This window comes from Streptomyces sp. NPDC048258, assembly GCF_043201995.1.
Lineage (GTDB): Bacteria > Actinomycetota > Actinomycetes > Streptomycetales > Streptomycetaceae > Streptomyces.
Genome location: NZ_JBICZH010000012.1, coordinates 1 through 12,905 on the forward strand (window position 1 = coordinate 1; position 12,905 = coordinate 12,905).

11 protein-coding genes are annotated in these 12,905 nt (G+C 72.9%); 6 read left to right on the plus strand and 5 right to left on the minus strand.

The window, feature by feature from the left end; translation table 11 throughout:
• Nucleotides 1-166 precede the first annotated feature (166 nt).
• Nucleotides 167-1,198, plus strand: a complete 1,032-nt coding sequence (locus ACGFYQ_RS25620; RefSeq protein ID WP_393747662.1) for a WxL protein peptidoglycan domain-containing protein — start codon at nt 167-169, stop codon at nt 1,196-1,198.
• A gap of 107 nt (nt 1,199-1,305) precedes the next feature.
• Here the strand turns inward: ACGFYQ_RS25620 and ACGFYQ_RS25625 are convergent, their stop codons facing one another.
• The 4 genes from ACGFYQ_RS25625 to iolC form a co-directional block, all read right to left on the minus strand.
• Complete coding sequence (locus ACGFYQ_RS25625) at nt 1,306-2,805, minus strand: CoA-acylating methylmalonate-semialdehyde dehydrogenase (RefSeq protein WP_393747664.1); 1,500 nt, start codon at nt 2,803-2,805, stop codon at nt 1,306-1,308.
• 13 nt (nt 2,806-2,818) lie between these two features.
• On the minus strand, nt 2,819-4,693 hold the full coding sequence (iolD, locus tag ACGFYQ_RS25630) for a 3D-(3,5/4)-trihydroxycyclohexane-1,2-dione acylhydrolase (decyclizing) (protein WP_393747666.1): 1,875 nt from the start codon (nt 4,691-4,693) through the stop codon (nt 2,819-2,821).
• Nucleotides 4,690-5,577 carry a 5-deoxy-glucuronate isomerase gene (iolB, locus tag ACGFYQ_RS25635; RefSeq protein ID WP_393748086.1) on the minus strand — a complete coding sequence of 296 codons (888 nt, stop codon included), beginning with the start codon at nt 5,575-5,577 and terminating at the stop codon, nt 4,690-4,692. The genes iolD and iolB overlap by 4 nt, the downstream gene beginning before the upstream one ends.
• A gap of 238 nt (nt 5,578-5,815) precedes the next feature.
• Nucleotides 5,816-6,775, minus strand: coding sequence for a 5-dehydro-2-deoxygluconokinase (gene iolC / locus ACGFYQ_RS25640; protein WP_393747668.1), 960 nt, complete (start codon nt 6,773-6,775; stop codon nt 5,816-5,818).
• 60 nt (nt 6,776-6,835) lie between these two features.
• Between iolC and ACGFYQ_RS25645 the strand changes: the two genes are divergently transcribed.
• The 3 genes from ACGFYQ_RS25645 to ACGFYQ_RS25655 all read left to right on the plus strand — a co-directional run bounded on the left by ACGFYQ_RS25645 (nt 6,836) and on the right by ACGFYQ_RS25655 (nt 9,245).
• A complete protein-coding gene (locus ACGFYQ_RS25645; protein WP_393747670.1) occupies nt 6,836-7,750 on the plus strand; it encodes a sugar phosphate isomerase/epimerase family protein in 915 nt (304 codons plus the stop codon).
• Between the two features lie 22 nt (nt 7,751-7,772).
• The gene (locus tag ACGFYQ_RS25650; protein ID WP_393747672.1) at nt 7,773-8,783 is read left to right on the plus strand and encodes a Gfo/Idh/MocA family protein; all 1,011 of its coding nucleotides are present in this window, start codon (nt 7,773-7,775) and stop codon (nt 8,781-8,783) included.
• A gap of 261 nt (nt 8,784-9,044) precedes the next feature.
• A complete protein-coding gene (locus ACGFYQ_RS25655; protein WP_073915333.1) occupies nt 9,045-9,245 on the plus strand; it encodes an AlpA family transcriptional regulator in 201 nt (66 codons plus the stop codon).
• Between the two features lie 85 nt (nt 9,246-9,330).
• Here the strand turns inward: ACGFYQ_RS25655 and ACGFYQ_RS25660 are convergent, their stop codons facing one another.
• A complete protein-coding gene (locus ACGFYQ_RS25660; RefSeq protein ID WP_393747675.1) occupies nt 9,331-11,628 on the minus strand; it encodes an MMPL family transporter in 2,298 nt (765 codons plus the stop codon).
• Between the two features lie 131 nt (nt 11,629-11,759).
• Here ACGFYQ_RS25660 and ACGFYQ_RS25665 point away from each other — a divergent pair, with 131 nt between their 5' ends.
• Together ACGFYQ_RS25665 and ACGFYQ_RS25670 are read left to right on the plus strand one after the other, a co-directional pair.
• Nucleotides 11,760-12,419, plus strand: coding sequence for a TetR/AcrR family transcriptional regulator (locus ACGFYQ_RS25665; RefSeq protein ID WP_393747677.1), 660 nt, complete (start codon nt 11,760-11,762; stop codon nt 12,417-12,419).
• A gap of 147 nt (nt 12,420-12,566) precedes the next feature.
• Nucleotides 12,567-12,800: a cation transporter gene (locus ACGFYQ_RS25670; RefSeq protein WP_362391854.1), complete on the plus strand. Its 234-nt coding sequence runs from the start codon at nt 12,567-12,569 to the stop codon at nt 12,798-12,800.
• Nucleotides 12,801-12,905: the final 105 nt, after the last annotated feature.

The following is a 12,905-nucleotide window of genomic DNA, read 5'->3' on the forward strand; positions in this document are numbered from 1 at the left end:
GGGGGCGGGGGGTCTCCCCCCCCCCCCGCGTTCTTCGTCCCCCCCCACCCCCCCGGGGGGGGGCCCCCCCCCCCCCCCCCCCCCGGCCCCCCGGGGGGGGGGGGGGGGCGCCGCCCCGCCCCCCCACCACCCCTTCCCCGTTTCCGTGCCGACTGGAGAACCGCCCATGCGCACCCGCACCTCTCTGTACGGTCTGCTCGTCAGCCTGTTGCTGCTGGGCGCGGGCCTGCTCCCGGCCGCCACCGCGACCGCGGCGGACAACGGCACCTGGGGCGTCTTCCCCACGCCCCCGGCCGGTGCGGCGATGACCGACCGCGCGTACTTCTTCCACCAGGGCGAGGCCGGGACCACCGTCCAGGACAGCGCGACGATCCTGAACTCCTCCGACAAGGAGCTGACGTTCCAGATCTTCGCCACGGACGCCGTGAACACCCCGGTGGGCGGGGCGTTCGCCCTGCTGCCGGTGGAGACCCGGCCCAAGGACGTCGGCGCGTGGATCGCGCTGCCGCCGGAGACCGCGACGACGGTGACCGTGCCGGCCAAGGGCCGCAAGGACATCCCGTTCACCGTGAAGGTCCCCGCGGACGCGACGCCCGGCGATCACGTCGGCGGGATCGTCGCCCTGAACACCGCCGTGGAGGGCGTGCGGCAGGAGGGCAAGGTCCAGGTCGGGGTGAAGCGTTCGGTGGGCGCCCGGCTGTACTTCCGGGTGCCGGGTCCGCTGACGCCGGGGCTTAGCGTGGAGGACGTGATGGTCAGCCGGTCGGCCCCGCTGCTGCCCTGGGTCCGGGACGCCCGCGCCACGGTCTCGTACGCCCTGGTCAACCGGGGCAACGTGGTCGTCGAGCCGAAGGTGACGGTCTCCGCCGAGGGGCTGTTCGGGCGGGAGGTGCTGAACCGGCCGGCCCGCGAGCTGAAGCTGGTCCTGCTGCCGGGCCAGCGGATCGAGCTGACCGAACCGTGGCCGGACGCGCCGCAGTTGGACTGGGTGACCGTGACGATAGCCGCCGGGGCGAGCGCCCGTCCCGAGCTCGTCTCGGAGGCCGGTACGGACTTCGTCGCCGTGCCGTGGCCGGCGGCGGGCGCGGTCCTGGTGCTCGCGGGAGCCGGCATCGCCTTCCGGGTCGTACGGCGACGGCGCCGCAGGACCCCGGAAGACACCCCGGCCGCACCGGACTTGGCCCGCTCGCACGCGTAGGCAGGGATGGAAGCCGCGGAGGAAACGGCGGAGGAAACGGCGGCGGAAACGGACTCGCCCCCCGCGATGACGGTCGCGGGGGGCGAGCGGGCCTAGGGGCGGCGCGGTCAGTGGTTGCGGGGGAAGCCCAGGTCCACACCGGCCGGGGCGTCCGCCGGGTCCGGCCAGCGGGTCGTGACGACCTTGCCGCGCGTGTAGAAGTGGATGCCGTCGTTGCCGTAGATGTGGTGGTCGCCGAAGAGCGAGTCCTTCCAGCCACCGAAGGAGTGGTAGCCCACCGGCACCGGGATCGGCACGTTGACGCCGACCATGCCCGCCTCGATCTCCAGCTGGAAGCGGCGGGCGGCGCCGCCGTCGCGGGTGAAGATCGCGGTGCCGTTGCCGAACGGCGAGGCGTTGATGAGGGCCACGCCCTCCTCGTAGGTCTCGGCGCGCAGCACGCACAGGACCGGGCCGAAGATCTCGTCACGGTAGGCGTCGGAGTCGGTCTTCACACGGTCGAGCAGGGACAGGCCGATCCAGTGGCCGTTCTCGTTGCCCTCCACCGTGTAGCCGGTGCCGTCGAGGACCACGTCGGCGCCCTGGGCCGCCGCGCCCTTCACGTACGAGGCGACCTTGTCGCGGTGGGCGGCGGTGATCAGCGGGCCCATCTCGGAGGTCGGGTCGTTGCCGGGGCCGATCTTGATCTTCTCGGCGCGCTCGCGGATCTTGTCGACGAGGGTGTCGGCGATCGAGCCGACGGCCACGACGGCGGAGATCGCCATGCAGCGCTCACCGGCCGAGCCGTAGGCGGCGGAGACCGCCGCGTCGGCAGCCGCGTCCAGGTCGGCGTCGGGGAGCACCAGCATGTGGTTCTTGGCGCCGCCGAGCGCCTGGACGCGCTTGCCGTTGGCGGAGGCGGTGGTGTGGATGTGGCGGGCGATCGGGGTCGAGCCGACGAAGGAGACGGCCGCGATGTCGGGGTGCGCGAGCAGCGCGTCCACCGCCACCTTGTCGCCGTGCACGACGTTCAGTACGCCCGCCGGCAGCCCGGCCTCGCTCATCAGCTCGGCGAGCTTGTTGGAGGCGGAGGGGTCCTTCTCGCTCGGCTTGAGGATGAAGGTGTTTCCGCAGGCCACGGCCAGCGGGAACATCCACATCGGCACCATCGCCGGGAAGTTGAACGGGGTGATGCCCGCGACCACGCCCAGCGGCTGGCGGATGGAGGAGACGTCGACGCGGTTGGAGACCGAGGTCGACAGCTCGCCCTTGAGCTGGGTGGTGATCCCGCAGGCCAGCTCGACGATCTCCAGGCCGCGCGCGACCTCGCCGAGCGCGTCCGAGTGGACCTTGCCGTGCTCGGCAGTGATCAGCTCGGCGATGGCGTCGCGGTTGGCGTCCAGCAGGGCGCGGTAGGCGAACAGCACCTTGGTGCGGGCGGCCAGCGAGGACTGGCCCCAGGTCTGGAAGGCCTCCTTGGCGACCTGTACGGCCGCGTCGACCTCGGCGGCCGAGGCGAGCGCGACCTGGGTGGTGACCTCGCCGGTGGCCGGGTCGGTGACCGGGCCGTAGTTGCCCGACGCGCCCTCGACGGTCTTGCCACCGATCCAGTGGTTGACGGTCTTCATGCCTTTTGCTCCTTCACAGATGGCGACGTCGCTGCGCGGCTTGCCGGTCGTACTCTTCACGGGCCTGGGCCGCCGCCTTGCGGGTCGCGGTCTCGGCCACAGGAACATCCCACCACGCCTGTGCGGGGGGTGGGCCCGACACAGTGTCGGGCGTTCGGGTCTGTGTGTAGACACATGTGGGACGGTCCGCCGAGCGGGCCTCGGCGAGGGCTTCGCGCAGGTCACGTACGGTGCGGGCGCGGATCACGGCCATCCCGAGGGAGGCCGCGTTGGCCGCGAGGTCCACCGGAAGGGGCTCGCCCGTGTACGAGGCGTCCGGCGCCCGGAAGCGGTACGCGGTGCCGAATCCCTCGGCGCCGACCGCCCCGGAGAGGCCTCCGATCGAGGCGTACCCGTGGTTGTCGAGGATCACCACCTTGATCGGGATGCCCTCCTGGACGGCCGTGACGATCTCGGTCGGGTTCATCAGGTACGTGCCGTCGCCGACCAGCGCCCACACGGGGCGGCCGGGCGCGGCGAGGGCCACGCCGATCGCGGCCGGGATCTCGTAGCCCATGCAGGAGTACCCGTACTCCACGTGGTACTGGTCCGCCGACCGGGTCCGCCACAGTTTGTGCAGGTCACCGGGGAGGGAACCGGCCGCGTTGATCAGGATGTCGGTGTCGTCGGCGAGGGCGTCGAGCAGGCCCAGCACCTGGGCCTGGGTGGGCGGCAGGTCCTCGTCGGGGGCGGGCACGGCGTAGGCCTGGCCGACGCGGGCCTCCCAGCGGCCCCTGCCCTGCTGGTACGCCGTCTCGTACGCGGGATCCACGCGGTGGCCGGACACCGCCATCCGCAGTTCGTCGAGGCCTTCGCGGGCGTCGGCGACCAGGGGCAGGGCGGCGAGTTTGTGGGCGTCGTACGGGTCGAGGTTGAGGCCGATGAAGCGGACGGCCGGGTTCTGGAAGAGGGTCGCGGAGGCGGTGGTGAAGTCGGTCAGCCGGGTCCCGGCGGCGATGACGAGATCGGCCTCCCGGGCGAGGGCGTCGGCTGAGGCGGTCCCCGTGTGGCCGATCCCGCCCAGGTCGGCGGGGTGGTCGTACGGGAGGACACCCTTGCCGGCCTGGGTGACCGCGACCGGGATCCCGGTGGCCTCGGCGAACGCGGCGAGGGCCGCCTGGGCCGCGCTGTGCCGGATCCCGCCGCCGGCGACGATCAGCGGCCGCGTGGCCTCCCGTACCGCCCGGGCGGCCGTGGCGAGCTCGTGGCGGTCGGGGCGGGGCCTGCGGACGCCCCAGACGCGCTCGGCGAAGAACTCCTCGGGCCAGTCGTACGCCTCCACCTGCACGTCCTGCGGCAGCGCGAGGGTGACGGCGCCGGTCTGCACGGGGTCGGTGAGCACCCGCACGGCCTGGAGGGCGGCCGGGATCAGGGCCTCGGGGCGGGTGATCCGGTCGAAGTGGCGGGTGACGGGCCGCAGGGTGTCGTTGACGGAGACGTCCCCGGCGTAGGGGACCTCCAGCTGCTGGAGCACGGGGTCGGCGGGCCGGGTGGCGAAGGTGTCCCCGGGCAGCAGGAGCACCGGGATCCGGTTGATCGTGGCGAGGGCGGCGCCGGTGACGAGGTTGGTGGCGCCGGGCCCGATGGAGGTGGTGACGGCGTGCGCGGAGAGCCGTCCGCTCTGCCGGGCGTAGCCGACGGCCGCGTGCACCATGGCCTGTTCGTTGCGGCCCTGGAGGAAGGGCATGGCGTCGGGGCCGGTCTCCAGGAGGGCCTGCCCCAGCCCGGCGACGTTCCCGTGTCCGAAGATCCCCCAGGTGGCCGCGATCAGCCGGCGGCGCTGTCCGTCGCGCTCGGTGTACTGCCGGGCGAGGAAGGCGACGAGGGCCTGGGCGACGGTGAGTTTCATCGGGGTGCCTCCGCGTCGGGGAAGGGCAGCCGGGGGTCGATGTCCTGGCCGTCCCAGGTGGACCGGATCCAGCCGTGGTCGGGGTGGTCGCGGATCAGCCACTCCCTCGTCGCGCCCGGACCGGCCATCACGTTGAGGTAGTACATGTCGTGGCCGGGGGCGGCGATGGACGGCCCGTGCCAGCCGTCCGGGATGAGCACGGCGTCCCCGGTGCGCACCTCGGTGAGGATGTCGGTCTTCCCCGCCGGGGAGGGGGTGACGCGCTGGTAGCCGAGCCCGGGGGTGTCCCCGTGCGGGGCGATCTCGAAGTAGTAGATCTCCTCCAGGCGGGACTCCTCGCCGGGGTGGTGCTCGTCGTGCTTGTGGGGCGGGTACGAGGACCAGTTCCCGCCGGGGGTGAGCACCTCGACGGCGATGAGCCGGTCGCAGCCGAAGCCGGCGGGGCCGGCGGCGGCGAAGTTGTTGAGCTGGCGCGAGCACTGCCCGGCGCCGCGCAGCTCGACGGCCACGGCTCCGGCCGCCCCGTACCGGGCGGGCAGCCGGTTGTCGCACCGGGCCCCGGCAAGGGCGAACCTTCCCCCGTGGGCCGAGGTGACCTCCGCCCGTCCGTCCCGGGGCAGGTAGGCGAAGTCGCTGACGCCGTCGAACACTCCGGCCCGCCCCCGCAGTTCGAACACCTCCGGTCCACTGCTGGGGCTCCGCCCCAGACCCCGCGCCTCAAACTCCCCCAGACTCCGTCCGGGGGGACCCCCAGGCGGGGCCGAATACGGCTGATGTTGCTCGCCCTGCGGAGCCGGCTTGCTGCCGCCTGGCGAAGCCGGAATGGCGCTCCGCGCATTCCCTCCGTCGGGCAGCTCAGCGGGCTGATTGCCGCGCAGCGGCACATCCAGCCCCGCCTGGGGGCCCCTCCCAGCGGTAGCTGGGGGAGTTCGAGGCGCGGGGTGCGGGGCGGAGCCCCGGTCTTTGAGCCCCGCCGGCGATTGAGGCGCCGGGGCCCAGCAGTGGACCTCGCACCCGCCCGACAGGGGGAGGACGATCCACTCCGAGTCCCCGCACGCGTGCGCGTACACCTCCCCCGGCGCGAGGTCGAGGACGACCAGCCTCGTCCAGTCCATCCCCCACTCAGACACCACCGGCACGGCCCAGCACCTCCTCGACCTCGTCGGAGAACGGCATCGCGGTCGAGCACGCCAGCCGCGAAGCCACGATCGCCCCGGCCGCGTTCGCGAAGCGCATGACCCGCTCCAGCTCCCACCCGGCGAGCAGCCCATGGCACAGCGCACCCCCGAACGCGTCCCCCGCGCCGAGCCCGTTGACCACCTCGACCCGCACCGGCGGGACCTCCGCCACCGTCCCGTCGCGGTGGACCGCCAGCACGCCCTCCGGGCCCCGCTTGACCACCGCCAGTTCCACCCCGGCGGCGAGCAGCGCCCGCGCCGCCGCGTACGGCTCGGACTCGCCGGTGGCGATCGCGCACTCCTCGGTGTTGCCGACGGCCACCGTCGCGCCGGCCAGCGCCCGCTCGTAGTACGGCCCGGGCTTCTCGCGCCACAGCATCGGCCGCCAGTCCAGGTCGAAGACCGTGGTCCCGGACTTCGCGCGGGCCTCCAGCGCGGCCAGCGTGGCGGCCCGCGAGGGCTCCTCGCTCAGGCCGGTGCCCGTCATCCAGAGCACCCGCGCGGCCCGTACCGCCTCCAGGTCCAGCTCCTCCGCCGCGATCTCCAGATCGGGGGCCTTCGGCAGCCGGTAGAAGTACAGCGGGAAGCGGTCGGGCGGGAAGATCTCGCAGAAGGTGATCGGGGTGGGGAGTCCGGCCACCTCGGTCACCCACCGGTCGTCCACCCCGAACCCCCGCAGCTCGGCGCGCAGATACGTGCCGAAGGGGTCCGCCCCGGTGCGGCTGACCATCGCCACGCGCCGTCCCAGCCGGGCGGCCGCGACGGCCACGTTGGCAGGGGAGCCGCCGAGGAACTTGCCGAAGGCGTCCACCTCTTCCAGTGGAACACCGGTCGTGAGCGGGTAGAGATCCACCCCGATCCGCCCCATCGTGATCAGGTCGAACCCGATCGGATCGCCGGTCACATCCAGTCCTCCCACTCGTCCTCACCGTCCCTTCGAGCCTCGCACCCTAAGGTGGCCGCTATGACGTCCTCCCCGCCCGCGTTGACCCGTATCCGCGTCGGTTCGGCTCCGGACTCCTGGGGTGTCTGGTTTCCCGACGACCCCCGCCAGACGCCCTGGGAACGCTTCCTCGACGAGGTCGCGGACGCCGGGTACGAGTGGATCGAGCTCGGCCCCTACGGCTATCTGCCCACCGATCCCGCGCGACTCGCCGAGGAAACGGCCAAGCGCGGGCTGCGCGTCTCGGCCGGAACGGTCTTCACCGGACTCCATCACGGGCCCGCCGTGTGGGAGGACACCTGGGAGCACGTGTCGCGGATCGCGGCGCTCACCCAGGCCATGGGCGCGGCCCATCTCGTGGTCATCCCCTCCTTCTGGCGGGACGACAAGACCGGCGAGGTGCTGGAGGACCGCGTCCTCACTCCCGGTCAATGGCGTGAACTGGCCTCCCAGACCGAGCGCCTGGGCCGGGAGGTCCAGGACCGGTACGGGCTGCGGATCGTCGTGCACCCGCACGCCGACACGCACATCGACACCCCGTCGAACGTGGCGCGCTTCCTCGACGCCACCGACCCCGGCCTCGTCTCCCTCTGTCTGGACACCGGGCACTACGCGTACTGCGGGGGCGACAGCGTCCAGGCCATCGAGACCTTCGCCGAGCGGATCGGCTACCTCCACCTCAAGCAGGTGGACCCGCGGATCCTCGCCGAAGTGGTCGCGGAGCGGCTGCCGTTCGGTCCGGCGGTGGGCCGCGGGGTGATGTGCGAACCGCCGTCGGGGGTACCGGCGCTGGAACCGGTGCTGGCGGCGGCCCAGCGGCTCGGCGTGGACCTGTTCGCCATCGTGGAACAGGACATGTACCCCTGCGAGCCCGACCGGCCGCTGCCGATCGCCCGCCGCACCCGCGCCTACCTGCGCTCCTGTGGCGCCCGCTGACCCTTCCCGGGAGGAACACGACATGAGCACGCTCGGTATCGCCGTCATCGGCACGGGGAAGATGGGCGCCGACCACGTACGGCGGATCGGCCGGACCGTCGGCGGGGCCCGGGTGGTGGCCGTGGCCGACCCGGACGGGGACCGGGTCAAGGACGTCGCGGGCGCACTGGACGGCGCGAGCGCGCACACCGACCCGGCGGCGGCGATAGCCGCCCCCGGGGTGGGGGCCGTACTGATCGCCTCCCCCGGGCCCGCCCACGAGGAGGCCATCGGGCTGGCCCTGGAGCGGGGACTGCCGGTGCTGTGCGAGAAGCCGCTCACCCCGGACCCGGCCGGGGCGTTGCGCGTGATGGAGGCCGAGCAGCGGCTGGGGCGGCGCCTGGTCCAGGTGGGGTTCATGCGCCGGTACGACGCCGAGTACGGGCGGCTGAAGGAACTGCTGGACGCGGGCGGGATCGGGCGGCCGCTCTTCCTGCACTGCCGGCACCGCAACGCCGCCTCGCCGTCCTTCTTCACCAGCGACATGCTGATCAGCGACTCCGTGGTGCACGAGGTGGACGCGGCCCGCTGGCTGCTGGGGCAGGAGATCACGGCGGTCACCGTGCTCTCCCCCACTCCTTCCTCGGCGGCTCCCGAGGGACTGCGCGATCCCCGGCTGGTGCTGCTGGAGACGTCCGGCGGGGCCGTCGTCGACGTGGAGATCTTCGTCAACTGCGGCTTCGGCTACCAGGTGCAGTGCGAGGCGGTCGGCGAGTCCGGCAGCGCGCGGATCGGCGACGGCCACGCGATGGTGGTGCAGTCGGCGGGCCGGTGGGGCGGCGAGATCGACCAGGACTTCACGGTGCGCTTCGCCGACGCCTACGACCGGCAGCTGCGGAGCTGGGTGGCGGCCGCCGCGCGGGGCACGGTGGCCGGGCCGGACGCGTGGGACGGCTACGCGGCGGCCGCCGTCTCGGAGGCGGGCCTGGCGGCCGCGCGCAGCGGCGTACGGACCCTCGTGGACCTGGCGGAACGGCCGGCCCTCTACCGCTGAGCCCTTCTGCCTGCCTCCGTACCGGGCATGTCTGCCTTCGTACCGGGCGACCCCTGTGCCGCATCTGTCACAGGGGTCGCCTTTGTGTCACACATATCCGCATTACACGGGTGTTCCGTCACAAGCGATCTACAGCCCCTCCCCTGCCCTCACCTCGCGTCGTTCCCCGGGAACAACCCGAGTGATCGTCACTGTCCACGCGTCGGCTCCCCCGACGGCCTTCCGGCCGGCCCCGCGGCGTGGACAAGGAGGTGTCGTGCAATGAGCGACCGACAGCTGTGGTCGTACAAGGAGATCGCTGCGCACATCCGGGTCCAGCCGGACACCGTGCGCTCCTATCGCAAGCACGGACTGCTCCCCCCGCCCGATCACGTGGAGGGCGCCAAGCCCTATTGGTATGCCGACACGATCCGCGCCTGGGTGGCCCGCCGGCCCGGCAACCGGGGCCGCCGCGAGGACTGACCCCTTACCCCGTACCCCCATCCGTACGCCTCGCCCCTCGGCCCGTGGACGGGGCCCACCCGGGGCTCCGTCCCCCAGGACACCGCTAGGCGGTCCCGGCGGGCACCGGCTCCGGCTCGGCCGCCTCCGCCGCTGTCACCGCCGCTGCTGCCGCCGCCGCTGCCTCCGATGGCAACGACTCCCCCTCGCTCAGCCCGAACCTCTCGTGCAGCCTGCGCAGCGGGCCCGGCGCCCACCAGGTGGCCTTCCCGGTCAGCTTCATGACCGCCGGGACCAGGAGGCTGCGCACGACCATGGCGTCCATCAGCACCGCCAGCGCGATCCCGAGCCCGAGCATCTTGGTGTTGGTCACCCGCGAGGTGCCGATGGCCACCATCACCACGGCCAGGATCACGGCCGCCGCGGTGATCAGCCCACCGGTGCGGGCCAGTCCGGTGCGCACGGCCCCCTCGTGGTCCCCGGTCCGGTCGTACTCCTCCTTGATCCGGGATATGAGGAACACCCCGTAATCCATGGAGAGTCCGAAGGCGATGCAGAACATCAGCACCGGCAGGGTGGTCTCGATGTCACCGGTGGAGGTGAAGGAGAGCAGTCCGGAAAGATGCCCCTCCTGGAAGACCCACACCACCGCCCCGAACATCGCGGTCAGGCTCAGGGCGTTGAGGAGCACCGCCTGGACCGGTATCAGCAGGCTCCCGGTGAGCAGGAACACCAGCAGCAGCGTGGCGAGCACCACCAGGGCCAGCGCGACGGGCAGGGAACCCGCTATGGCCTTCTGGGCGTCGACGAGTCTCGCCGCCTGTCCGGTCACGGAGGTCCGGAAGTCGGCATCGACGTTGCGCACCTCGCCGACCAGGTCCTGGGCCTGCGGCCCCACCGCCTCGCCCTCGGTGGTCACCGAGAAGTACGCGTACCGCGCCCCGGCCCCGGTGCTCACTGGCCCGTCGACCCGGACCACCCCGGGCAGGAGAGCCACCCGGTCCCGGTAGGCGGCGAGCTCGGCCGGGCCGGCCGCCCCCTCGGCGAGCACGGTGAGCCCGCCGCCGGGGCTGCCCGGGAAGGCGTTCCGGATCTGCTGCTGGACCACATGCGACTCCGCGGTCTTCGGCAGCTGCCGGTCGTCCACGGTGCCGAACTTCACGCCGAGGAAGGGCAGTCCGAGGAGCAGCAACCCCGCCGTGGTGGCCACCGCGAACACCGGGGCCCGGCGCATGACCAGCGCGGCCGCCCGCCCCCAGCCCCGCCCCGGTTCCGCCGTGGCGTCCGCCGCGGGACCCCGTCGCCACAGCCGCCGCAGGTCCAGGGAGTTGACCCGCTCGCCGAGCAGCACCAGGGCCGCCGGCAGCAGGATCAGCGCGGCCGCCGCCGCGAGCAGGACCACCGCGACCCCGGCGTAGGCGAAGGAGCGCAGGAAGTACATCGGGAAGAACAGCATCGCCGAGAGGGAGACCGCGACGGTCAGCGCCGAGAACAGCACGGTGCGCCCGGCGGTGCGCAGGGTGGCCCCGACGGCGGCCACCGGGTCCCGTCCGGCGGCGAGTTCCTCGCGGAACCTGCGGACGATGAACAGGGCGTAGTCGATGGCGAGTCCGAGACCGAGCGCGGTGGTCAGGTTCTGGGCGAACACCGAGACGTCGGTGAACTCGGTGAGGCCGCGCAGCACCGCGTTCGTGCCGAGGATGGCCACGATGCCGACGCCGAGCGGCAGCAGGGCCGCGACCGCGCTGCCGAAGACGAGGACGAGCAGGACGAGAGTGACCGGCAGGGCGATCAGCTCGGCGCGCAGCAGATCCTCCTGGATGGTCGTCGTGACCTCGCGCTGGACCGCGACCGGCCCGCCGAGGGAGACCCGCACCGGCCCGTGGTCGCCCCGGTAGCGCGGGGCGATCCGGTCCAGCACGCCGGTGGCGGTCTTCTCGTCGCCCAGCACCCTGGCCGCGATCAGGGCCTGACGGCCGTCCTCGGAGCGCAGCGCGGGCAGCCCCGTGCGCCAGTACGAGCCGACGCCGGCGACCCCCTGCTCGGCGGCGAGCTGTGCGGTCAGCCGCTCCGCTTCGGCGGCGACGGCGGGATCGTCCACCCCGGCGGCTCCCGCCCCGGCGTCGACGAGCAGCAGCAGATTGGGCTGGGAGGCCGGGAACTCGCGCTCCAGGGCCTCGGCGGCGTAGGTGGACTGGGCGCCCGGGTCCTCCCAGCCGCCGCTGCCCATCCGGTCGGCGACGCCGCCGCCCGCGAACACTGCCAGTGCCGTGACCACCAGGGCGAGCAGCAGCGAGAGCCGCGGCCGGGCCGTGACGAACCGGGTCCACCCGCCGCTCTCCCCGGACGACGGCGGCCCGGACGACGGCGGCCCGGACGACGGCGGTTTCTTGACTTCGGACATGACTCGGTGTCCCCTTCACCGTGATTGCCAGGCCGAATAGACTGGCAAACACGAGCAGTCGCTCGCGTTTCCTCAGAATGCGAGCGACCACTCGCGTTTGTCAATCACCCACGGGAAGCAAGGGATTGGACATGCCGGGGACTCCCAAGGGCAAAACAGCGGAAACCGGTGAAACCGCCACCGCTCCGCGCCGCCGACAGGCACGCGGCGAGCGCCGGATCTCCCAGCTGCTGGCAGCCGCCGCCGGGGTGTTCTGCCGCACCGGGTACGCCGCGGCCAGCACCAACGCCATCGCCCGCGAGGCCGGCGTGTCACCGGGCACGCTCTACCAGTTCTTCCCGAACAAGGAGGCCATCGCGGTCGAGCTCGGCGGTCACCTGCTGCAGCGCGCGCACGAGATGCACGGACAGGCCTTCCTGCCCGAGAACCTGGACCGCCCCCTGCCCGAGCTGCTGGACGCCGTCCTGGACCCGGTCATCGCCTTCAACTGCGAGAACCCGGCCTTCTGGGCGCTCATGCACGGCTCCGGCATCCCGGGCATCGCACAGGAGCACGAGGAACTGCACTCCGGCCTGCTCACCCGGGTCGAGGGGGTCCTGCGGACCTTCTGCCCCGAGGCCGCGCCCGCCGAGCTCACGCGCACCGCGAACATGATCCTGGGCATCTTCAAGTCGTCCCTGGACCTGATCCTGGCCCACGAGGGCGCCGAGCGCGCCGCGTACGTCGCGGAGCTGAAGAGCGTCCTGCTGCGCTACCTGGAGCCGATGGTCACCACGCCCCGCTCCCACTGACGGTCCACCCGGCTCGGCCACCTCAAGAGAGCGGGCGCGCATACTCGCATCCATACCCCCTAGGGGTATAGTCTCGGAGTGTCGGGAGGACGGTGGAGCGTCGCCGTTCCCCCGGCGACCGCACACGCCCTTGAAGAGGAGAACGACATGACCGCCGAGACGGACACCCAGACCACCACCGTCTACCGGGTGACCGGCATGACCTGCGGGCACTGCGAGGGCGCGGTGACCACCGAACTCTCCGCCCTGCCGGGCGTCAGCTCGGTCAAGGCCGTCGCCGCGACCGGCGAGGTCACCGTGGCCTCCGCCGCCCCGCTGGCCGAGGAGGACGTACGCGCCGCCGTCGACGAGGCGGGCTACGAGTTCGCCGGCCGGATCTGAGCCCCTCCCGCTTCGCCGGATCCGAGCGTCTTCCCCTTCGGCAGTACCCCGCCGGGGCGTGCCGGCCAGCTCATACTGGTTCCGTACACCCCGGCCCTCCCCCTG